Below are 22,218 nucleotides of genomic sequence, written 5' to 3' on the forward strand. Positions count from 1 at the left end.
GCCCCCTTTCCTCACTTACGTGGAACCGATTTCTTCCTCTGCTTTGCCGACTTTCTTTACATATACCCTGGTGATTCTGTAATGGTCGACCTCTCCCACGACAAATTCGTACTTTCCCTCTTTTACCCGATCTCCCACGCGCGGCGGATGGTCGATCTGCATGTAAATCCAGCCAGCAAGTGTATCCACATCGCTCGACTCCAATTCGATGTCCAGATAATCGCCCACTTCTTCCAATAACATACGCCCGTCCAATGACAGCATGCCGTCGCTTCGTTCTACCTCTGGGCGTTCATCGTCAAACTCGTCCTGAATGTCACCAACAATTTCTTCCATTATATCTTCCAGGGTCACCAGGCCCGCAGTGCCCCCATACTCGTCAATGATAATTGCCATTTGACCTCGTTGTTTTTGCAGCATGGTTAACAATCGGCTGATCGAAATCGTCTCCGGTACCGTCAAAATCGGACGCATGAAGGTCTGAAGATCATGACTCTCTCCTTCCAGAAGCCCTGTCAGCATATCCTTGATGTGCAAACTCCCCACAACATGATCTTTGTCACCATCCACTACTGGATAACGGGTAAAACGTCCGTTTTGGACATGCTTCACGTTCTCGTCAAAAGGATCGCGCAGGTTCAGGACAACCATATCCGTACGCGGAACCATGATTTCTCTTGCCATCGTCTCCGAGAAATCAAAAATATTGTCAACCAGCATCAGCTCGGTTTGATCAATCAAGCCGCTTTTATGACTTTCATTGACAAGAATGCGTATCTCTTCTTCTGTATGTGCTTCCTGATGCGGCTCCAAAGATATATGAAAAAGCCCAAGAAAATGGCTCGCGGACCAGTTCAGCATTTGAATAAAGGGATACATGATTTTGTAAAAGAGTTGGATCGGCTTCGCTACTGCCAGTACCACCTTTTCGGAGTATTGAATAGCCAATGTCTTCGGAGCCAGTTCCCCCAGTACAATATGCAAAAACGTAATCACCGAAAAAGCAATAATAAAGGAAATACTGGTAACAACCGTTTCATTTAAATGGAAGTATCGAAAAACGGGATGCAGAAGATGCGCAACAGCAGGCTCTCCTAGCCAACCGAGTCCTAATGAAGCAAGCGTAATGCCAAGTTGGCACGCAGAGAGGTAGGCATCCAAATTGTGCAGGACCCTCTCGACGTCGACAGCGCGCTTGTTTCCTTCCGCTGCGAGCTGTGCAATGCGCGACTCCCTTACTTTTACGATCGCGAATTCAGTCGCAACAAAGAACCCGTTCAGGAGTACGAGGATCATGACCAAGATCAAATTAAACAAGCTTCCCCAAATTGCCATGCTCCCCTCCATCCTTTCCATCCATGCTTTGGGATATTGTTTCCCATCGTAGCCAAAATGTTACCTGTTCGTTTTTCTTTCTTTTTGAGATTGTGATACCATAGTGCTGATTCCTATGCCTTTTGTAACGAGGTGAGTCTATTGTCCTACCGTCCAGACCTGCCCTTGATCGTTCAAAGCGATCGGACGATATTGTTGGAAACGCAACATCCTTTATTTTCCGAGGCCAGACAAGCTATCAGCGGTTTTACTGAGCTAATCAAGAACCCAGAATACATCCATACCTATCGGATTACCCCTTTATCGCTTTGGAATGCGGCTGCATCCGGTCTCACATCACAAGAGGTAACAGACGTGCTTGGCAACTACAGCAAATACGGTGTCCCGCCAACCATTGTCAAAGAAATTGAAGATACGATGCGAAAATACGGCTTGTTTCGTTTGGAACGCATTGGTGATCAACTCGTATTAATGAGTGAAGACCCGCTTCTTTTAGCAGAGGTGACTAGTTATCAATCAATCGCTGCTCTTTTTGAGAGTGAATTTGTCATCAAAAGCTATGCGCGCGGGTTGATCAAACAAGAGCTGATCAAGCTCGGGTTTCCTGTACAAGATTTGGCGGGCTATACAGAAGGCGAATCCTGTGCAGTCAGCTTGCGGGAAACGACATCTCGAGGCAAAGCATTCTCTTTGCGTTCTTATCAAAAAGAAGCTGTCGATGCCTTCTATTCCGGAGGCGCTGTGACCGGGGGAAGCGGCGTTCTCGTCCTGCCCTGTGGTGCAGGAAAAACAGTCATTGGACTTGGTGCCATTTGCCAATTGCAAACAGCCACCCTCATTTTGACCACGAATACGACATCGGTTCGCCAGTGGATCGCTGAGCTCTTGGACAAAACAGGACTTGATCCAAATATGGTCGGGGAATACACTGGTGACAACAAAGAAGTCAAGCCAATAACTGTGGCAACTTATCAAATTCTTACATACCGCCCCACCGCCGAAGATGATTTTCCTCATCTGAAACTCTTTTCAGAGCGCGACTGGGGGCTTATTATTTACGATGAGGTGCATTTGTTGCCCGCACCCATCTTTCGTGTAACTTCTGGGATTCAAGCCACTCGCAGACTTGGGCTGACTGCTACTCTCGTTCGGGAAGACGGGCGGGAAGAAGATGTTTTCACGCTAATCGGTCCAAAAAAGTACGAGGTTCCGTGGAAAGTCATGGAAGAGCAAGGCTGGATCGCAGAGGCGCATTGCCGAGAAATTCGACTCCCCTTTGAGCCGAAGTGGCGAGAGGCCTATGCACATGCATCCACTCGTCAAAAGTTTCGCATTGCAGCGGAAAATCCAAAAAAACTGGAGGTCGTCCGCGAGCTATTGGAGAGGCACGCCCATGATCGCGTTTTGATCATCGGGCAATATATCGATCAGCTTGAACAAATGGCAACGGCCCTTCAACTGCCACTCATTACAGGAAAAGTACCGGACAAAGAACGCGAGCTTTTGTACACGCAGTTTAAAAAAGGGGAAATTACACGCCTGATCGTATCCAAGGTAGCCAACTTTGCGGTTGATTTGCCTGACGCCAACGTCGCGATCCAAATTTCCGGGACGTATGGTTCCAGACAAGAAGAGGCACAGCGCCTGGGACGTATCTTAAGGCCCAAAACAGACGACAACACCGCCCATTTTTATACATTGGTAACGCGAGACACGAGAGAACAGGAGTTTTCGCTCCATCGCCAGCTTTTTCTGGTCGAACAGGGCTATCCATACGATATTATAGAAATCGAAACGCTGGTCTGAAACGTTTACTAATAACCAGCGTCTCATAGAGGGAAGGGAGGCCAAAGATTCAATGCAATCCGACGCCGAAATCATTCAGCGGATTCTTCAAGGCGACATCGAAGCGTATCGCGACCTCATCCAGCGATATCAGCATATGATATACGTTTTCATTTACAAAATGGTAAACAATCGCTCTGATGCAGAGGATCTCACTCAAGAAGTATTTGTTAAAGCGTATGAAAAATTGTCCACATTCCGTGGGGACAGCCAGTTTTCTTCTTGGTTACATACGCTTGCCCGAAATAAGAGCATCGACTTCTTGCGTCGCCGAAAGTATCATGACTCGGATGAACAATTGGCCTATGTGCCATCTAATACACGGGACGAATCCCCTCAGGAATCGCTCATGACAAAAGAGCAACGTCGAGAAATTCAGGAAGCCTTTGCTCTACTGTCAGATTCTTATCGTGAAGTGATCGTCCTTCGCTGTACGCACGAATATCCGTTTGAAAAAATAGCTACACTCCTCGGCATCGCCGAATCTACAGCTCGCGTCCGTTACTTGCGTGCTCGTCAGGAACTCGCAAAATTGTTATCCCGCAAGGAAGGGGGGCTCGTACATGAACTGCCAGGCATTTAGAAAAGCATGGCTAGATGACACAGATAGCGATTCATACTCACATATTGAAACCTGTGACGAATGCATCGCTTGGATAGAAACGCAAATGACAACAGAAGAGGAGGTGCAGTTCTTGAAGGAGGTTCCACTGCCTCAAGCGAACCTGGAAGACAGAATCATGCAAGCAATCTACCAGACCGCCGGAAAAGGTGTACCCCCTCACGCCGCTACTGCATCTTCAGAACAACAAACGAGTACAGTGATTTCAAAGCCAAACAAGCGTTGGACCAAAGGCTTCCCTTCATACGCCTGGGTTAGCGCAGCGGCAGTCTTGCTCGCAGTCGGTTTCGTCGGTTACCAACAACTGACACCAAGTAATATTCAAATGGCTGCCATACAAGAAAACGGAATGAAAGACACCAGGAACACGATTGCATACGACGAAACGGAATCAAAATCGGAACCGCAAGCTCCAGCACCTGCTATCGCTTCCCTACCAGCAGCCGCTGATAGTCCGGCGATGAAAAAAGCAGAAAGCAATCCAGAGTCTGCGGCTACACAATCGCAAGTCGCTCCGACTGCGCCTGCAAAAGATACACCTCCTGCCTCACCTGCCCAATCGAACAATGCGATTGCAATGGTGAAACCTGAGGAAAAAGCAACCACACCAGAGCCACGTACGATCAATAAAGACGGGCAGAACAGCGTGGCATCTCGCGGATTACAGGGGAACTCAGCTGATCAAGCGGCAAAAGCGAAATCAGAAGTTCCAGCGGAGTCAGCTAATACGGGTAACCATATAGCCGCTAAGGAAGCCAATGGCGCTGCTGCTGAGAATCCTACGACATTTGGGATCGCTTCCCAATTGGAACCAGACACAGCTGATGGCGGTTCGACTGAGAACGCATTGGTCGGTCCAACGTTGCCAACGGCAGCGAAGCAGCCCATTACGCTCTCTTCCTTCACAGATTTGAACACCGCTGTACAAGCATCAGATATGCCCGTTCCAGCCCTGTCGCAATCACCGAATGGGTTCTCGATGAGTACGGTATCGGTCCAATATGAATCCGAAACCAGCCAGAAGGTGACTCGCTTAACTTCAGATTACAAGCGAAACAACGACTGGATTCGCATAGATGTTGTGCGAAATACTGAAGGCAAGCGCAGCCTCTCTATCCCAGGTACTTTCTCGGCTACTCAGTTGTTCGCGGTCAACGGAGAGCAAGCTATTGCTGTTTCTTTTGATCAAACGGATTCAAAAGCATCAACAGCCCAGCACTCGGCTCATTTTAACGCTCAATCCGACAACCAATCGTTGTATGTAGTCATGACGGCACATGGTGTCACCTTAAATGAATTAATGGATGCTGCCAAACATATCACATGGAATCCGTAAAAAGATCCCTATGATTAGAAAAGACACGACTTGATTTTCAGGATCGTGTCTTTTTTCTGTTCAGTCTTTTGATCAAATCCAATTTACGATATATTGAAGGAAGATAATTCTGAGGAGCTAACAAATGGACAAATTTCACATCTGCTTCGGCCTATCTGCCTACGGTACACTTCGATCCGTCTTCCGCAAACAGAATCTACTACAAACGGAAAGCATCATCTGTATCGAGGATGATTTTTCAGTTGGACCACCTCTACGCTGGTTAGAGATTCGATTGAAGTAAAAAAACGCTGTCCTCTTTCGCAAAGTGACAGCGTTTTTTCCTACTTTTAATGCTTTTGATTTTTCTCCTGATTCCACTGCTTGATCTGCTCGATGATTTCCCGAATTTGATTGCGTGCTTCCATATGCTCAGGCTCGCTTCCCCAATGCTGAATCAGCGGTGGCATTGCTTTTGCCATTGTCGTGTACAGGCACCATATTTTCACCATCTCTACGCGCTCAGGGGTCGCTTCTCCTGTCAACAGCTCTGTAAATTTATGAACTAGATCCTCCAATTCAGGGACCAACGCTTCTTTTTTCTCGTCCATGTCAGTTACCTCACTTTCGGGAACTTTTCTATTTGTATCCTTGGTTTATTTTACGAAAAAACACCCACGCGGAAAAGGAAGATTTTTCAGGTGGAATCGGTTACGCTTAAGCTATCAGAGGATCGAGGTGAAGACTTATCAATAGCATTCGTATTCGACTGGTGCCAACAACCAGAGATAACTGGCAAGATGCATTACGCTTGCAGGTACAAGATGAGCAGCAGCGCTTTGTTCCGTCTGTTGCCGTTTCACTGGCGAAGGTCCATATCCGACCTGATGGTGACAACTGCGAATATGAACCATTTTGCTTGTATGATGCTGATAAAATGGTTGGGTTTGTCATGATTACCTATGACGCCTCAACAGATTGGTGTTACTGGTTCAACGGTTTTTTGATCGATCACCGGTACCAAGGTAATGGATATGGCAGAGCGGCTCTCGTAGCGATCCTGGATACGGTTCGGAACCGTTTCCCACAGAGCAGATTTATCAACCTGACCGTATGCCCGGACAATGCAGGTGCTAGACATTTATACAGTCAAACCGGTTTTGAAGAAACGGGCGACGTATACGATGGAGAGATTGTCTACAGACTCACATTATGAACTGCATGAACAAAAACCGCCAGAAATTGGCGGTTTTCATGCGTATAGCTATTTCGTTTCTGGTACCATGAATTGCAAAAGACCAAATGCCACTCCTGCCGTCAATAGTGCACTCCAGATAATAATGCCCACCGACATCCACAGCATGAGCTTTTTCGTAGGGGCTCCCAGCGAGATACCGATAGCAGCACCCAGCGGGGCTCCTGTTAAGAGCGGCGAAGCGAGACCAAGACCAACCACTCCGTATTTATCCCATATCTGCCACATGCGCCCCTGACGATTGCTCCGTTTCTCTACACGCTTTAAAAGCCAGTTGCGCAACGAACCTCCCACAAAAATAACAGCACCTGCGCTGATAATCGCACCCACCGCACTAAATATTCCGATCAGAATCGGTGGTAGCTGCAACATAAAACCTACAGGGATCGCTGCCCACAGTTCAAACATGCCAGATAGTGTCACCGAGCCTGCTTTCCATAATACATCCATTCTATTTCGCCTTTCTCCTCTCGCTGTCTATTTCATTCGTCATGATAAAGACGAGCCGCCTTGGGATAAAGTAACGAAAAAGGTCAAATTAGGATGTGACATCCCTTCGGATAAAGGTTGCGTACGCAATGATCAGCGCTGCGATCGCCCATACACTCAACACGGTCAGCGAGAAAGGCAACGTCATCCCCTTAATCGGAGGCAGTGTTCCATTGAGATAATCCGTCAACTGCAAATTAACCACGAACAAGTATTTGGACGATTCCCAGGAGGATGCCATCTGCGTCAGGATCGTTCCGCTAATTAACGCGGCCATCATAATTCCCATCCCCGCAGCCGCACTCCGAACCAAAACAGAGACCATAAGTGTTACCGTTGCAACCACAACGCAGACGAACCAGCCCAGACCATACTGCATCAGCAAAAATTGCCATTGTGGCAGCATGAAAGCCCCAGATGTCTCCAGTTCTCCTCCCGATACTTCAAAGCCAGTCAAAATAGGAAGGTCCCAACCCGAATAGCCAAACACGACCCCAGAGAGCAAATAAGCGAGAATTAGTGTCGTGAGAACCGTTAGAGAGGTAAATAGCAACAGGGTGATGTATTTGCTGGTCAGCACCTTCCAACGCCGTACAGGCCGCGTCAATAGCAGCTTGACTGTCCCCTCGCTAAACTCAGAAGATACGAGGTCAACTGCGAGTACAACGATAATCATCGGCAAAAACATCGAAATGGCTTGGTCCATAAAGCCACGGGCAAAAGTAGGTCCACCTGGCGCCATCGGGTTAATGTCGTGATCCAAATAATATTGCTGCTGTGCGATCCGGACCTTGATAAAATCTCTCCACTCTTCTGGAAGACGGCTTGATGCCAGCCTGTTTTGCATATCGACGATTTGTTGGGTTAAGAGCGGGCGCCAGTCGGTCGTCCCCATTCGTTCTTGTGCAGTGACAACCGAGCGGTACTGTGCGTATGTAAAAATCGGAATCAGAATCGCCAAGATGAGCACAACAACGAGAAAACGGCGCCTGCGCAGCAATTTTATGGTTTCATTCTGTACGAGCCCCACCATGCTCTGCTCCATGACTTCCCCCTCCTCCCGTCAATGTAAGGAACAGGTCTTCCAGTGTAACCGTCTTCGTCGCAATTCCCATCACAGGTATGCCGCCATTGACCAACGCTTGGTTAGCCTCGCTTACTTTTTCAATATCCATGCGGGATTTCAGACGCTCTTCACTGACCACCCACACTTCTGTCACTGCTGGTAGGTTTCGCAAGAGCTGCTCGGCCTTTTGTATATAGGAAGACGGGATTGTCCAATCGACCTGATCAGCAAACTGCTCCATCAGTTCTTTGACTAATCCAACCGAGATGACTTTTCCTTGGCTGATAATCGCCACCCGGTCGCACATCATTTCGATTTCACTGAGAAGATGGCTCGAAATAAAGACAGCGAGCCCTTCCTCCTCGGCAAGCTTGCGAATAAACTGACGCAACTCACGAATTCCTGCCGGGTCCAAACCGTTCGTCGGTTCGTCCAGGATCAATATTTTCGGCCGGTGCAAAAGTGCCTGCGCTATCCCAAGGCGCTGTCTCATTCCGAGTGAGTACGTTTTTACCTTATCATCAATCGCCCGTTCCAAATCAACAAAGCGAACAATTTCCTCAATACGCTCAGGCGTAATACCACCGCTCATTCTCGCAAACTGCTCCAGATTTTCTCTGCCCGTCAAAAACTTGTACAGCTCCGGGTTTTCGACGATACAACCAACCTGGGCAATCGCTTGCGGAAACTGTTCCTGAAGGGAGATGCCTCCGATGCGAATATCTCCCCCATCCGCTTTTGCCAATCCAACGAGCATGCGGATCGTGGTCGTTTTGCCTGCGCCATTCGGCCCGAGAAATCCAAATACCTCTCCGGCGAAAACGTCAAACGTAATATCATGAATGATCGGCTTTTTGCCAATCGCTTTTTGCAATCCTTTTACTGAGAGGACCGTTTCGGCCAATGTGCGCCCTCCTATCTGAGTCTCCCCTCGTCAACTGACGATGGCGTTCTGTTTATGGTACACTGTCATAAGATGTCCATCCACATTATACCATGACCATACACTTTACAACGAATAGGAGGATACCCGATGCGCACATCCGGCCAATTTCTTTGGCGCACGGCAGGTCTCTTGTCTTTACTCTCCTTTCTCTTATTTGCGACAGGTTTTGTCCTCGCGATGAATCCGCAGCAGCTGGCCCCATCCACAGCTAACCCACCTGCGCAAAAAGAGCAGCCACCCTCTCCTTTACCAGAAAAGGGTGTCCACAAAGTAGTCGCTCTAGGGGATTCCCTCACGCGCGGTGCCGGAGACGCAAACGGCCAAGGCTATGTCGGACTCGTTCGCCAAGCATTGGAGAAAAAATCGGGACAGTCGATTACGTTCACAAACCTCGCGATAAATGGACAGGAATCATCTGAGCTGCTCAAGCAAATGTCCCAGGAGCAAGTGAAGAAGCTCCTCGCTGAAGCCGATCTGATTCTTTTTACCATCGGCGGCAATGACTTGTTCAGGCAGACAGGCGGGCTGTATACCATTGAAAAAGAAAAAGTGACCACGGCTCTTAATAAGCTCGCGGTCAACTATGAAGAGATTCTCAAACAAATTCGCAGCGTTAACAAGACCGCGACGATCGTTTACACTTCCCTGTACAACCCTTTTGGCAATACGGAAGCATCCGTCGACACCATCGGGCCCGTGCTCGATTGGAACAATCAGGCGTCCCAAATCGCCTCACGATACCCGCAAGTATTCGTGGTGCCGACCTACGACTTATTCTTGCGTAAGGAACAAAACTACCTGTATACAGACCACTTCCACCCGAATGCTGAAGGCTATAAACGGATGGCTGATCGCATCTTGCAAGCCCTAGAGTGATTCAACCCTCGCTTCATTCAAGGATTTGCCCCGGGTTGCCTCAAAAGCACGGGCACCCGCCCATTGGAAGGCACTGCTCATCATTGAAGTCGCTGCTACCACCAGGAACAAGGTCGTGCCTCCGTAATGCGCCAACAGCAATCCGCCCATCCACGGACCGATGAACTGGCCGAGGTTGCTGAAGCTTTTCGCACCGTAATAACTGCCCCGCATATTCTCTGGGGCCATTCGGTCGATCAGGACGTCTCCTGCGGTAAACGTAAGGATTTCGCCAATCGTAAAAAACACCATTGCCACAATGAATATCAGCCACGAATTGGCAAAGGCATACCCAACGTCACCAACTGCATACATGGCGTTTCCCACCAAAATGGCGGTGAGAGGCGTCTTTTTTTCTGCCCAGGTCGTCAACGGAAGCTGCATCACAACGACGACAATCGCATTGACTGTCATCAGGATGGCAAACAGCTCTGTTCCATTCACGACCGTCATTTCTGCGAATTTGGCCAGCGTAGAAGACATTTGCGAGTAGCCAATTGCTCCTAAAACACCGGCGAGCATGTACAAACGAAACGCTTTATCTTGCACCACCACACTGAATGCTCGGCCGAATGTAACAACTTCTTTCTTTTGGCCTTCAATTTGCTTAATGCCGAACTTGTTCAATAATCCTTGCAAGCTAATCACATAAATGAGATATATCAGTGCAGTCACCAGGAAAGGCAGAGCGACAGAGCTTTTCGCAAGCACTACCCCTGCGATAGGCCCTACCGCTACCCCAACATTAATCGCCATGTAGCGGATACCGAATACACGAAGCCTCTTCTCTTGTGGCGTTACATCTGCCATCAGCGCCTGTGAGACCGGTTCGTAGAAGGATCGACAGAGTCCCCCTGCTATATTGAGCAAAAGCAGAATCCACGGGTCTTTACTAAGCGCAAATCCGACGAACACGAGCGTCCACACGTACAACGCACCTAGCATGACTCGTCTGCGCCCGATTCTGTCCGACCATGCTCCCGCAATAAAACCCCCGATTGTACCCGCGAGCGGTCCTGCTCCAATCGTCAATCCGATCATTGCCAAGCTCATATCTGTTTGATTGGACAAGTATAAAAACAAAAACGGCATGCTCATCGAGCTGGCAGCCCGGACGAACACGGTCCCGACGACTAATGACCAGACGATCGGGTGAAACTCCTGTAAACGCATCTTGATCCAGCTCATTTTCTCTCTCTCCCCACGACTGTTATGTACTCCCACCTCTGCCAGAACAGATGCTCTGTGATGTTCCCATTGTAGAGAGGCAATGGTCGTTCGTCAATGAGCATTCAAAATTTTTTGATTATGAAACTTTTCTATGAGAGTAATCAAAAATTCGATAAGGTTGGACACGCTAACCCTGGACAACGCAAAAGACCGCCAGAAAGCGCTGACGGTCTTTGCCTCTCCTTTTATAAAACAACTTCGATACGATCAACTATTTCTCCCTGTTCGTTCCATTTCACCGCACGGTAAACGCTATCATGGTAAAACGTGAACCAAGCGCCTTGCTTGATCCCGTTGATGATCCATTCTTCTTTTGCATAGATGGAGGTCATCGGGTAATCGTCGTAGGCCATCACCCATAATGGATTTTGGTGAGCGTGTGTAGGCATGATGTCCGCCAGATGCAAAAGCACCTGCCCCTCTGTCTCCATCCGGACGATAGCATGTCCCTGGCTGTGACCACCTGTATGATGAAGCGTGATTCCTGGCACAACTTCGTGCGAAGCTCCGTACGTCTTCACCTGATTCTCAATCGGACGCCAGTTTTCTTCCCAATATGTATTTTTCGAGCGAACATTCGGCTCTCTCATCTCCGCCCATTCCTGCTCCTGTACGTAGATGACGGCTTTTTGAAATGTAGAGACAAGTTGTCCATCACGTATAGAGACAAGTCCGTTGGCATGATCGTAGTGCATATGTGTCATGATGACAATATCAATATCGGCAGGAGTCAACCCTTTCGCGGCAAGGGATTCCACCACTCGAGACTCTTCTTCCAAGCCAAAATTGCGCTTCTGTTTTTCCGTTAGCCGATCATTCCCTATACCTGATTCAATCAAAATACGCTTGCCATGAGCCTGTACCAGGATCGGGTCGGCACGCAAAGGGATTTGATTGAGATCATTCGATGGGTATCTTTTGCTCCATAGCGGCTTGGGCACCACTCCAAACATGGCGCCTCCATCCAGCTTCGTGAGCCCCCCTCTCAGCCAAGACAATTGAAACTGACCTACCTGCCACTCGTTCCCTACCATGATCCTGACGCCTCCTCGATTGCTCGGAATGATGATTGAAGTTCGAAAGCGAAAAGCACCCCGTTCAGGGTGCCTACAGCTTTTCTGCTACACTTACAGTTCTAGTCGCCGGGGCGATTTCTAACAGGAGATCACTCGATACAGCCTGCACTGTGACATCTGAATCACTTCGTCTATGATGAAGCACGAGTTGCGCTACCTTTTCAGTCTCTCGGTAAACGCTGATTAATGTCTGTAATGGATTGGCACTCCCGCCCGCGATCAACTTAAACCCCGGGGCTATCGTAAACGTCCATCCCTCCACCTCTACTAACGGTGCTAACGAGTACAGGAAGTAACGTTTCCCTAAGAGAATGCCATTATGGTTCATCAAGGCGAGAGCCCCCAATCAAATGAATTTGAACAGTATAACTTCATTTTGCAAAAATTAGCGGTGGTTGAAAAGCGATTCGACAAAACTTCTAAAAAGACGACATACTTTTCTTAATCATATCCGATTCGCCTTGTTTTCGAAATAGAAAATCTTTTCAGCACCTTAAATCGCTCTTCCGACGGTCGCACCCTCCAAAATAGCTCGCTTGGCATCGAGCTCTCCCGCTTCTTTCGCCCCGCCTATGAGGTGCACAGGCAGCCGATCAAGCAATGCGTGGTATAGCGCATTGTTGGAGGTCGCTCCAGCCGCTACAATGACCGTATCAGCGGGTATCATGCGTTCCTCGCCGTTCTGAATAAAATATACCCCTTCTTCTGCAATCCGGCTATATTCAATTTGTGTCAGCATCTCCACGCCACGTTTCTTCAGGTTGGCGAGAACTGCCCAGCGCGTCGTCTTGCCCAAGCCCGATCCGACATGCTTCCCACGCCGCAGCATGCTGATTTTTCGTTTTCGCTGTTGTAGTTGCTGTACAGCTTTTCCATCAAGTATCCGATACTCCTGCAAGTATTCCGCTGCCTTCGGTGAGATCGTTTCGTCGTGCATCAGCAAATGGGACAAATCACACGCGATTCCTCCCGCACCGACGATGACCACTTGTCTACCTACCTTGGCGCGCTTTTCAAATACCGCATCATATCCCTTCACATGTCCGAGCTCCATACCTGGAATCTCTGGACGCCGTGGAATGACTCCCGTTGCCACCACAACTTCTGCAAAGCCCTCTTCGATCAAAGCTTCTGCCTCTGCCAGTGTTCCCAGCCTGATTTCGACACCAAGACGCGCAAGCTCTGTCTGATAATAGCGAAGCGTTTCATTAAATTCCTCTTTACCAGGCACCTGTTTGGCGTAGTTTAATTGTCCACCGATCTGTTTTTTGGCCTCCATGATGACCACCTGGTGCCCTCGTTCAGCCAGCACACGAGCTGCCTCCAAGCCGGCAGGACCCGCGCCGATTACAGCTACCTTCTTGCAGTTTTCCGCCGGAACCAACTGCCACTCTGCTTCTCTGCCGACGAGAGGATTGACCAGACAGGAGGCTACCTTCCCATCAAAAATATGGTCGAGACAAGCTTGATTGCAAGCAATACATGTATTTACCTCATCAAAGCGTCCTTCTTTGCTTTTCTGAACGATATACGGGTCCGCTAAAAATGGACGGGCCATCGAAACCATATCACTGCATTCTTCATACAAAATCTTTTCAGCCTGACGTACGTCGCTGATTCGATTGCTGGCGATAACCGGGATGTTCACGACCTGCTTGACTTGCTGGGCTACCCATACATATGCTCCACGCGGCACCATCATGCCAATCGTCGGTACTTGTGATTCATGCCAGCCAATTCCGATATTGAGAGCATCAACACCTGCCTCCTCCAGCATTTTGGCAAATTGCAATGTCTCTTCCATCGTCGTACTATCTGGCATCAAGTCCAATCCCGACATACGGTAGATGATCGGATAATCCGGTCCCACTGCTTGGCGGACACGCTTAGCCACCTCAATGCCAAAACGTGCTCTGCGTAAAAAGTCCCCACCCCACTCATCTTCTCGCTTATTGGTCACAGGGGACAAAAATTGATTGATCAAGTATCCTTCCGAACCCATGATTTCTACGGCATCAAAACCAGCTTTTTTGGCGCGGACGGCACCATCAGCAAAACATTGGATCGTAGATTCGATCTCCTCTGCGCGTAACTCTCTCGGCTTCCAACGGTTAATCGGCGCCTGCAATGGCGATGGGGCTACCGGGTCTAATCCTGTCGCTTCCTTGTACGCATAACGCCCGGCATGGAACAGCTGCAACGCAATTCTTCCATTGGCTTGATGAACCTCTTTCGTGATCAGGCGCAATTTCTCGATATCCTCGTCTTGGTATACATTGCAATACTCGTCGCCCATGCCGCCTTCTGGATGTACGGCAGCCCCTCCAGTCACGATCAGACCTGCCTCTCCATTTGCACGCTCTGCGTAAAAGGCAGCAAGCCGCGCTACACCATTCTGCAGCTTTTCAAATCCAACGTGCATGGACCCCATCATAATCCGATTTGGCAACGTCATCGAACCAATCTGAATCGGTTCCCATACTTTTGAAAGTTCCACGTTAAACGCCTCCCAACGAGTGAATGCTCATTCATTTTCATTATCTATACGATTCTCTCTCTCCTCCTCATATTCCTCCTTACTCGCCTTTCATGCAAAAAGCTCAGGACATTACGCCTGAGCTTTCCTTATGTACAACCTATTTTCTTATGTGCCGAGTTTGACGAGCATCCCCAAATCCCCGGAAAACCTGGCGATGGTTTCTGTAAATGCCATATCCTCCGCTTCTGTTTGCGGCATCTGCACGATAAAGTGATAATCCAGCACGACATTCGCTTCTGCCTGCATGCCAGACTCCACAAAGCGGCGCTTTTCTGTCAGTGAGCACTCAGCTACCAAGCTTTTTGCTTGCGTCCATAATTTTTGAATCTCCTCATCTTGCAAGCTATAAGGATAGACAATTTCCACCTCAATTTCACAGCTGTCCTCTTCCGCAAGCGGAAACAAATGAATGGTAGCCGTTGGTTGCTTCTCGTTCTCCGCCTCGGAAAATGTGATCAGAACCTCTTGCCCTTCCGATTCTTCCAACAAAGAATGATCAGAGCGCAAAACGATATCTGAGATCATTCCATGCAGATGTAACTGTTGATTTAGTTTTTCCACCATAAATTGTAGCACGTACTTCTTTCCTCCTGTTTCACGATATCCTCTCGTAGCAGTATAGCACGACTTCTACAGATGCGAAAAACCCCTTCACGAGGAAGGGGTCGGTGTATTGTTCATATTTTTTTGATTCATGAATTCTGACAGCCACGCACGACGTACTTCTTTGTTTGGACAGTAGCCTAAAATGTAGCTTTCTCCGCGCATATATTTTTCCTTAATCCACTCTTTATGCTTGCGGAAAAAGGCGTGCTGGAAATCAATCGGCATCTGCTGATATTCTTCCAAAGCTGAAGGATTCTGGAGGAAAAAATCTTCATCGTACACAAACTCTTCATTTTGTTGGCGGCTGATCAGGTACACAAAAGCAATCACCAAGAACAGGTTCACCAAGAAAATCGTCATAGAAATCCCTCCAGTCAGTAATAATTATCTGATTAATCTGTCTTATCAGCATATTATTATTGTACCACGAAATTGGTGTTTTCTAAACCTTTTCCATAAACGAATTTTTAAAAATTTATATGAATCGACAAATAAAAAACACCCGCTCGTGATGAACGGGTGCTTTCGTACTTGTTAGGAATTCGTGCTCGGAGCATCTGTAGTTGAAGGACCAGCATCCTGATTGGACGGCGGGATGTCCGGCGGTGGAGTAGAGTTGTTGCCGTTATTACCTGCTGGTACAGTTTGTGTTGGATCAGTCGCAGGCGTCTGTGCTCCCTGACCTTGATTTGTCGACTGACCTTGCCCTTCTGGGTTTACGACATCAGGTGGCGGCATTGCGCCTTCATCTGCTGTACCATCTTGATTGCCTGTTGAATTTGTCGGCTCTTGTTCTTTCGGAGCCTCCGTTTTATGTTTTGCTGACGTTGACGCAGCTGATTCTGTCGTTTTCTTCTTAACGCTCTTCTTGTTGCTTGTCGCAACCGCTTCACCAGAACCGAGTATCGGGGAATTGTTAAACGCTACTGCACTCCCGGTCACTCCCATCTCAGACTGCAAGGAATCGCGAACAGACTCAAGCTTTTCTTTTTCGAGATACGTATATCCTCCCTGCCAATATGCCCCATTATCCAATGCAGTGACCGTAGAGGAATTAAATCCTTTGAAATCGTAGGCCAATCCTTTGATCTGATCTTTGGAAAGATCGGTATGTATATTCTTGGCACCTACGTCCATAACGTTAAATATCTTCGTCAAGCCTTCAAGAGAAGCCGCTTTGTCCACGACAGCCTTGATGACCTCTTGTTGGCGGCGGTTACGGTCGAAGTCACTGGAATAGTACTTCGTTCCACGGTTGTCATGACGATGTCGTACATAACCAAGGGCTTGCTCGCCATTCAATTTTTGAAGTCCTGGCTGGAGATTGATGTGTGTATCGTCAGTTGGATCATCGTATACCAGTCTGCGATCCACATTGACTTCTACTCCACCCAATTCATCAATGACCGCTTTGAAACCATCAAAATCAATGGCTACAAAGTGCTCAATTGGGATACCCAGTATTTCATTCAACGTTTTCTTTGTTAAAGAAATACCATCTTCGGTAACCGTCTGGTTATTGCGCTCTGCTTGCCTGCGTTCTGCTTCGCCATTGGCATAGACAGAATTGATCTTATGGTAGTCGCGATAGCCTGGGATCTTGACGCGTGTGTCCCGCGGAATCGATACCATGGTAACTTTCTTCGTCTTCGGGTTAGCAACTGCCACGATCATTACGTCTGTATTCATGGAACCTGTTTCAGGACGGGAATCAGAACCAAGCAATACAAACGACATTGGCTTATCCGAGTGGTAAACAGGATCGACATTTTGGGATACTGGCGAAGTAAATCCACTGTTTGTAGGGCTCGTTACTTCCGTCAGAGTGTCTTCAATTTTCCAATAAATTGCTCCAGCCACACCACCAACCAGCAGCAAGGTGATCAATGTGAAGGATATCACGAGTTTACGTATTTTTCGACTACGGCTCGGCTGTTTCTTTCGAGAAGCTGAAGCGCGTGTTTTCACAACAGTATCTGGCATATGAATCAGTCTCCTTGTTCGCGCACGCTTTTTGACAAAGTAAAGGGAGGCACGATTTTGAATTGTGCCACTCGACAATATGCACCACTTTTTTCTTCAGTTGGCAATACTCTGATTCAGGTATTGTACCATAACGTTGTCTGCATTTGTAGAAAAATGTTCCTTTAAACGAAAAGTCCCCCATCTTTTTGTCGATAAGGGGGACTTTAGTTTCACATATCACTTTTGGCTTATTGCAAGCCGCGTGGTGCCTGACTAAATCCCTGCACAGGACCTTCAGGACGTTTGTTTTTGGAGCGGTGTGAATCTCCGCCCTGTCGAACATGGCTCTCTTGTTTCCCGTTCACATCATTCGATTTCTTTTCCATGATATACACTCCTCCTCTGTACCAACTAACGGGTAGTGTACGTCAAGCTATGTATTTTCATTCCCTGTCGAGGAACTGTCTTTCTTTAGCGGCATAGTAATCTTTTCGTGCCAAAAGGACATCGATATCGTATCGTCCATTTCCTTTTGTTCGCATTTCGGCCAGAGCAACGCCGAAGGCTACTTGTTCTGCAAGGGACAACGTTTTGTTTTGCGCATAAATGATCCCGGCAGCAAACGCATCTCCCGCAGACTCTCGAATCGGCATAGCCGGGGCAGCAAGCCATTTTTTCTCCCGTTCAGTGCACAGCCACAGCCCTGCCTCCCCACAAATGACCATGACCTGATGAATACCTTCAGCCACCAATTTTTTCGCGCATACTTCTACATCATTATAGGAATGAAGGGTTTGGCCACCTAACACTTCCAGTTCATCAATGCTCGCGACGAGTATATGAACGCCTTCAAGTAACCCTTTCCATTTTTCTGCTTTTTTCACAGAAACAGGGTCTACGATGACCTTTTTGTCGAGTCTCCTCGCTTCCGCCAAAAATGCCCGCATAACCTCGACGGGAAGATTGGCATCAAGAAACAAGCCTGCAGCCTGAGGCAAGCACTTAAGACCTTGCTGGACAATCTCTGCTGGCCACTCTTCATTTAGTTCCATATCAGCAACAGCCGTGTACAATTCACCATCACGATCACGAATAGCCAAGTAGCGCCCAGTCGATTTCCCTGCGATTCGCAACATGCCATGGGTAGCCACTCCACTACTTGCTGTGACCTGTCTTAACCACTCGCCATCTGCATCTTCTCCAACCAAAGCAAACAGCTGCACTTCTTCTCCTAGCCATCCCAGATTTTCCGCCACGTTTCGAGCTACGCCGCCTGCCGCTTGATGCACTTCACCCGGATTACTTGTTCCGGGCAACAGTCTGGCAGAAGTGACTCCCTGCACGTCAACATTGGCTCCACCCACGCATAGCCAGTATTCTGTTATACCTTCCAGCATTCCAGCATTCCCCCTAGCCTTCTGCTCATGGTCTAGTCCATTGTGCTTCTCTCTTTTTTCGACAGCGTCTTCCTTTTTACCTACCTTTTTAAAAACTTCCTGACAGATCAAATCCTTTATATCCAACCATCATATTCCCAGCATTCATGGATGACGTCCTGTAGAATCCGTGCTACATTGAAAAAAATGAAAAAGTAAGTTACGAAAGAAAGGTTGGGATGAACTGACATGAGTGCCTCATCGACACCCATTCAATCTACACCTGCAGGGACTGCGGCACCGACTGTCTATCGCATGCTCTTTGCCATTAGCATTGCGCATCTGTTAAACGACAGCTTGCAAGCAGTCATCCCTGCATTGCTTCCTATTGTAGAGAAGAATCTAGCATTAACGTTTACACAAGTCGGAATGATTTTGCTTGTCATGAATCTTACTTCATCTGTTTTGCAACCATTCGTCGGTTACTTCTCCGATCGCAAATCGATCCCTTTATTGCCACCTCTGGCGTTGATCGTATCGGGATTGGGGATGCTTGCACTCGCTTTCTCTGGCAATTACTATTTCGTACTCGCAGCAGTCGCCTGTGTTGGAATTGGTTCAGCCATCTTCCACCCAGAAGCCTCACGCTTCGCCCACTTGGCATCTGGTCCTCGCAGAGGGCTGGGTCAATCTATTTTTCAAGTTGGGGGAAATGCTGGTCAAGCACTCGCTCCCTTGATGACGATCTTGGTCTTTGCGAACCTGGGACAGACAGGAGCTGCCTGGTTTCTGCTGCCCGGGCTATTAGCTAGCGGCATCTTGCTCTATGTTGCACTCTGGTATCGTGGACAACAGCGTTTGAAAAAGGCCACTGCCGCACCTCTCACGTATACCAATCGAAACAAGCGGCTGATTGCTCTCGGCCTCCTGATTGTCATCGTCAGTGTGCGTTCCTGGATGAATGCTGGTTATCAAAGCTTTTACCAGTTTTATTTGATGTATGTGAAAGATATGGATTATGCCAACGCACAGCTTGTCATTTTTGGTTTTCTTTTCGCAGGAGCGATTGGGACATTTTTTGGTGGACCGCTGTCGGACCGGTTCGGAAAAAGGAATTTGCTCATCCTCTCCACACTCGGTTCACTGCCGCTGACATTGCTGACCCCTTACGTCTCCGGCTTTTGGGCCTTTCCATTACTGGTGATCAGCGGCTTTATCATGCTTTCCAGCTTCTCCGTCACGGTCGTATATGCCCAAGAGCTATTGCCTGGCAAAATCGGTACCGTATCCGGGCTGATTATCGGACTTGCCTTCGGAATGGGAGGCATGGGCGCTCTCGTATTCGGCTATCTCGCCGATCTCTACAGTCTGAGCTTTGTCATTCTGTTATGTTCGTTCCTCCCGTTGATCGGGTTTATGGGCTTTTTCTTGCCGAAAGACAAAACACTCCGCGAATGGGCTCACTAATCTATACCAATAAAAAGTCAAAACAAAAACCCGAGGACACACATCCTCGGGTTTACTTCATGTTAGGGAAGCTAGACCAATACACCTGTTGGTGCGCCCAGCACTTGGGCAATGACTGGCGGATACACTTCAGGCGTACCATACAGTCTCCAAGTACCATCCTCACCTTGACCGAACAAGCCATGGATCATCCAATCTGCTGACAGCATAGTACCCCAATCAACGCCAATAGACAGCTTGATTGTCTCGCCATTCGCACGTTTTGCCGTACAACCAGATGCAGTGATCTCTTGCACGAGCAAGGATTCTTCCGTGATATTTTTGAGCGCCACCGTGTTGCTGTAAAGATTTTGAGTCGCTTCTTTTTCCAGCACACCACGCAAGCGATAGGATTCCGGCAATGTTTCCTTCAACTCGGCGAACAGTGGCTGCATGACAGGATAAAGCGTGTATGGTCCTTGCTTATCCAGCCACTTGAAGAACGCCGTCAAAACAGACATCAGATTGGTTGCCAACGTTTTGGTCGTTGCGTCCGTGCGCGTGAAAATGTCGTGGACGAGGAAGTATACCAGGTCCTCTCTGCGCAACTGCTCCCATGTGAAAGATGGGCCAAACGCTCCTCTGACGAATGAACGGAAGTTGTTCATGACCTCATCGTACTTTTTGACGGTTGCTTCCGACTTGCCATCGGTCATCTCTTGCACGAAGCGATTGATGTCCGCAAGTCTGTCAGGATGTACAGTGTACACACTCTCCGGCAATCCCTCGATCAACGGACGGCGCAGCAGGTTATGCACATGCAGGCTGTCATTTGACAACGAGAGACGAGGACGAAGCATGTCCATTCGGATAAAGCGAGCCAATCCTTGTCCAACTTTATGATCCTGTTCCATTTGCTCCATCAGTTTGTGGAGTTTTTCATGCAACTCCTCGTTTTCAGTAGCCGCAACCAAGAGCGGAGCCAAATCATCGAGCTGTTCATGGGAAGTAACCAGCCATTTTTCAGCAAAAAAAGTTTGGACTGCCCACTGCAACACTTTTGGTGGCAAGGTAGGCTGACTCGTGATAAACAGAGTTCCTTTGGATAAACGAGAGCCCGTTGAAGTAAGGACGCGAATCTCCTCTTCGTTCTCAAATGCAAGCAGCAGCAAAAGCTCTGCGACTTCGTCCAACTGCGGTGCATACCCTTCCAGAATCAGGCTGTCATCCTGCAAAATCACTTCTGCTTGTACTTCGTATAGCTCCAGCAAGGCATCCTTTAAATTCGGGAACAAATGCTCTTCCTTGCGTGTCGCATATACCCATGTCTCACGAGCACCATCCCGTTTTTTCAGCTCAAATGAAGGATTCGACTCGATTACTTTCAATAGCTGTTTACGGTCTGGCATAGCATAGGTACGACGCAGAAGCGATTCTTGCTTCGGCGCTTCCGACTCGCTTGCCGCTTCACCAAATTGAACGATGAAATGATACAGCTCTGTCGTATAGCTTCTCTTGCCCGTATCTGTCTTCGCAGCTTCTACTTCTGGATGCTGTTGTAACCACTCGAGCAGGCTTTCCTTGACATGTGGCTGCAAGATGATGCTGCCAGAGAAGAGCATATCACGCAGACCTAGATTCAGCAGGCGCCCTACGATCAATTGTCCAGGGACAACATTCAACGTATTGGCACGAAGCAGATAGTGTTTTTCTTCCGAAATCGGGTGTTGAACCGTGATGACATCACGCTCCACTTCCACGATTTCATAAACATTCAGGTGCAATCCAGCAAACGCACGGCGAAGATCAGGCTCCATCCGACGTCCATGCTGTTTGATATAGTTCTCAAGCAGCGTGCTTCCACCTGTTTTGACGTCCAATACACACCAGTTGAAGAAATGGGCAGCCCATTCAGGACGTGCGACGCTCTCTTGGGTCAAGCCTACTTCTTCGGCAAAACGATTGCGTGCTTCTTGAATCGTCTCACTGGTTACGTTTGCGCCGACAAAATGATTCAGTCTTTCGACCCAGCCAGCGTATTCTTTTTGCAGCTTTTGCTCGTGGCGGCTACGCAGCTCCGTAATAGGAGTAACAACCCCACAGCATTTTTTGTATTTTTTTCCGCTCCCACAAGGGCACAGTTCGTTTCTTCCTACCGACATAGAGGGTTTGGATCTCCTTTCCATCCCACG

The 22,218-nt window shown here is 48.2% G+C and carries 22 protein-coding genes; 7 read left to right on the forward strand and 15 right to left on the reverse strand.

The annotated features are described in order from the left end of the window. Window positions 1-15 precede the first annotated feature (15 nt). Window positions 16-1,335 (reverse strand): hemolysin family protein, encoded by a 1,320-nt coding sequence (locus KB186_RS13250; protein ID WP_221868824.1) that lies wholly within the window; start codon window positions 1,333-1,335, stop codon window positions 16-18. 141 nt (window positions 1,336-1,476) lie between these two features. Here KB186_RS13250 and KB186_RS13255 point away from each other — a divergent pair, with 141 nt between their 5' ends. The 4 genes from KB186_RS13255 (at window position 1,477) to KB186_RS13270 (ending at window position 5,421) form a co-directional block, all read left to right on the forward strand. Then, complete coding sequence (locus KB186_RS13255; RefSeq protein ID WP_232773776.1) at window positions 1,477-3,141, forward strand: DNA repair helicase XPB; 1,665 nt, start codon at window positions 1,477-1,479, stop codon at window positions 3,139-3,141. A gap of 52 nt (window positions 3,142-3,193) precedes the next feature. Beyond that, window positions 3,194-3,763, forward strand: a complete 570-nt coding sequence (locus tag KB186_RS13260; protein WP_007716978.1) for an RNA polymerase sigma factor — start codon at window positions 3,194-3,196, stop codon at window positions 3,761-3,763. Then, window positions 3,744-5,138, forward strand: coding sequence for a hypothetical protein (locus KB186_RS13265; RefSeq protein ID WP_173612289.1), 1,395 nt, complete (start codon window positions 3,744-3,746; stop codon window positions 5,136-5,138). The genes KB186_RS13260 and KB186_RS13265 overlap by 20 nt, the downstream gene beginning before the upstream one ends. Window positions 5,139-5,262: 124 nt before the next feature. Beyond that, complete coding sequence (locus KB186_RS13270) at window positions 5,263-5,421, forward strand: DUF1835 domain-containing protein (protein ID WP_173612288.1); 159 nt, start codon at window positions 5,263-5,265, stop codon at window positions 5,419-5,421. Window positions 5,422-5,467: 46 nt separating this feature from the next. On the opposite strand, the gene KB186_RS13275 is transcribed toward KB186_RS13270, so the two are convergent. Continuing rightward, window positions 5,468-5,728 carry a DUF2573 family protein gene (locus tag KB186_RS13275; protein ID WP_047068533.1) on the reverse strand — a complete coding sequence of 87 codons (261 nt, stop codon included), beginning with the start codon at window positions 5,726-5,728 and terminating at the stop codon, window positions 5,468-5,470. Between the two features lie 146 nt (window positions 5,729-5,874). On the opposite strand from KB186_RS13275, the gene KB186_RS13280 reads away from it, so the two are divergent. Continuing rightward, window positions 5,875-6,333, forward strand: coding sequence for a GNAT family N-acetyltransferase (locus KB186_RS13280; protein ID WP_173612309.1), 459 nt, complete (start codon window positions 5,875-5,877; stop codon window positions 6,331-6,333). A 48-nt stretch (window positions 6,334-6,381) separates the two neighbouring features. Here the strand turns inward: KB186_RS13280 and KB186_RS13285 are convergent, their stop codons facing one another. From KB186_RS13285 to KB186_RS13295, 3 genes are all read right to left on the reverse strand, one after another. After that, on the reverse strand, window positions 6,382-6,822 hold the full coding sequence (locus tag KB186_RS13285; RefSeq protein ID WP_173612287.1) for a small multi-drug export protein: 441 nt from the start codon (window positions 6,820-6,822) through the stop codon (window positions 6,382-6,384). A gap of 88 nt (window positions 6,823-6,910) precedes the next feature. Continuing rightward, window positions 6,911-7,906: an ABC transporter permease gene (locus tag KB186_RS13290; RefSeq protein ID WP_088908637.1), complete on the reverse strand. Its 996-nt coding sequence runs from the start codon at window positions 7,904-7,906 to the stop codon at window positions 6,911-6,913. Then, the gene (locus KB186_RS13295) at window positions 7,872-8,831 is read right to left on the reverse strand and encodes an ABC transporter ATP-binding protein (RefSeq protein WP_173612286.1); all 960 of its coding nucleotides are present in this window, start codon (window positions 8,829-8,831) and stop codon (window positions 7,872-7,874) included. Before KB186_RS13295 ends, KB186_RS13290 begins: the two co-directional genes overlap by 35 nt. Before the next feature lie 129 nt (window positions 8,832-8,960). On the opposite strand from KB186_RS13295, the gene KB186_RS13300 reads away from it, so the two are divergent. Next, window positions 8,961-9,749, forward strand: coding sequence for a GDSL-type esterase/lipase family protein (locus KB186_RS13300; protein WP_173612285.1), 789 nt, complete (start codon window positions 8,961-8,963; stop codon window positions 9,747-9,749). On the opposite strand, the gene KB186_RS13305 is transcribed toward KB186_RS13300, so the two are convergent. From KB186_RS13305 to KB186_RS13345, 9 genes are all read right to left on the reverse strand, one after another. Then, window positions 9,741-10,976, reverse strand: a complete 1,236-nt coding sequence (locus KB186_RS13305) for an MDR family MFS transporter (protein WP_173612284.1) — start codon at window positions 10,974-10,976, stop codon at window positions 9,741-9,743. The genes KB186_RS13300 and KB186_RS13305 overlap by 9 nt on opposite strands. 227 nt (window positions 10,977-11,203) lie before the next feature. Continuing rightward, window positions 11,204-12,052: a YtnP family quorum-quenching lactonase gene (locus KB186_RS13310; protein WP_221868817.1), complete on the reverse strand. Its 849-nt coding sequence runs from the start codon at window positions 12,050-12,052 to the stop codon at window positions 11,204-11,206. A gap of 73 nt (window positions 12,053-12,125) precedes the next feature. After that, window positions 12,126-12,422: a hypothetical protein gene (locus KB186_RS13315; RefSeq protein ID WP_173612308.1), complete on the reverse strand. Its 297-nt coding sequence runs from the start codon at window positions 12,420-12,422 to the stop codon at window positions 12,126-12,128. A gap of 165 nt (window positions 12,423-12,587) precedes the next feature. Further along, a complete protein-coding gene (locus KB186_RS13320; RefSeq protein ID WP_173612282.1) occupies window positions 12,588-14,591 on the reverse strand; it encodes an FAD-dependent oxidoreductase in 2,004 nt (667 codons plus the stop codon). A 147-nt stretch (window positions 14,592-14,738) separates the two neighbouring features. Further along, the gene (locus KB186_RS13325; protein ID WP_173612281.1) at window positions 14,739-15,209 is read right to left on the reverse strand and encodes a hypothetical protein; all 471 of its coding nucleotides are present in this window, start codon (window positions 15,207-15,209) and stop codon (window positions 14,739-14,741) included. A gap of 75 nt (window positions 15,210-15,284) precedes the next feature. Next, the gene (locus tag KB186_RS13330; protein ID WP_007717017.1) at window positions 15,285-15,599 is read right to left on the reverse strand and encodes a hypothetical protein; all 315 of its coding nucleotides are present in this window, start codon (window positions 15,597-15,599) and stop codon (window positions 15,285-15,287) included. Between the two features lie 174 nt (window positions 15,600-15,773). Next, window positions 15,774-17,222, reverse strand: a complete 1,449-nt coding sequence (locus tag KB186_RS13335; protein ID WP_173612280.1) for an LCP family protein — start codon at window positions 17,220-17,222, stop codon at window positions 15,774-15,776. A 230-nt stretch (window positions 17,223-17,452) separates the two neighbouring features. Then, window positions 17,453-17,590, reverse strand: a complete 138-nt coding sequence (locus KB186_RS13340) for a hypothetical protein (RefSeq protein ID WP_007717021.1) — start codon at window positions 17,588-17,590, stop codon at window positions 17,453-17,455. A gap of 57 nt (window positions 17,591-17,647) precedes the next feature. Continuing rightward, window positions 17,648-18,601, reverse strand: a complete 954-nt coding sequence (locus tag KB186_RS13345) for a carbohydrate kinase family protein (protein WP_232773777.1) — start codon at window positions 18,599-18,601, stop codon at window positions 17,648-17,650. A 228-nt stretch (window positions 18,602-18,829) separates the two neighbouring features. Here KB186_RS13345 and KB186_RS13350 point away from each other — a divergent pair, with 228 nt between their 5' ends. Then, the gene (locus tag KB186_RS13350; RefSeq protein WP_221868813.1) at window positions 18,830-20,047 is read left to right on the forward strand and encodes an MFS transporter; all 1,218 of its coding nucleotides are present in this window, start codon (window positions 18,830-18,832) and stop codon (window positions 20,045-20,047) included. Between the two features lie 71 nt (window positions 20,048-20,118). On the opposite strand, the gene KB186_RS13355 is transcribed toward KB186_RS13350, so the two are convergent. Next, window positions 20,119-22,188 carry a YecA family protein gene (locus tag KB186_RS13355; RefSeq protein ID WP_232773778.1) on the reverse strand — a complete coding sequence of 690 codons (2,070 nt, stop codon included), beginning with the start codon at window positions 22,186-22,188 and terminating at the stop codon, window positions 20,119-20,121. Window positions 22,189-22,218: the final 30 nt, after the last annotated feature.

The organism is Brevibacillus sp. AF8 (genome assembly GCF_021270385.1).
Classification (GTDB): Bacteria; Bacillota; Bacilli; order Brevibacillales; family Brevibacillaceae; genus Brevibacillus.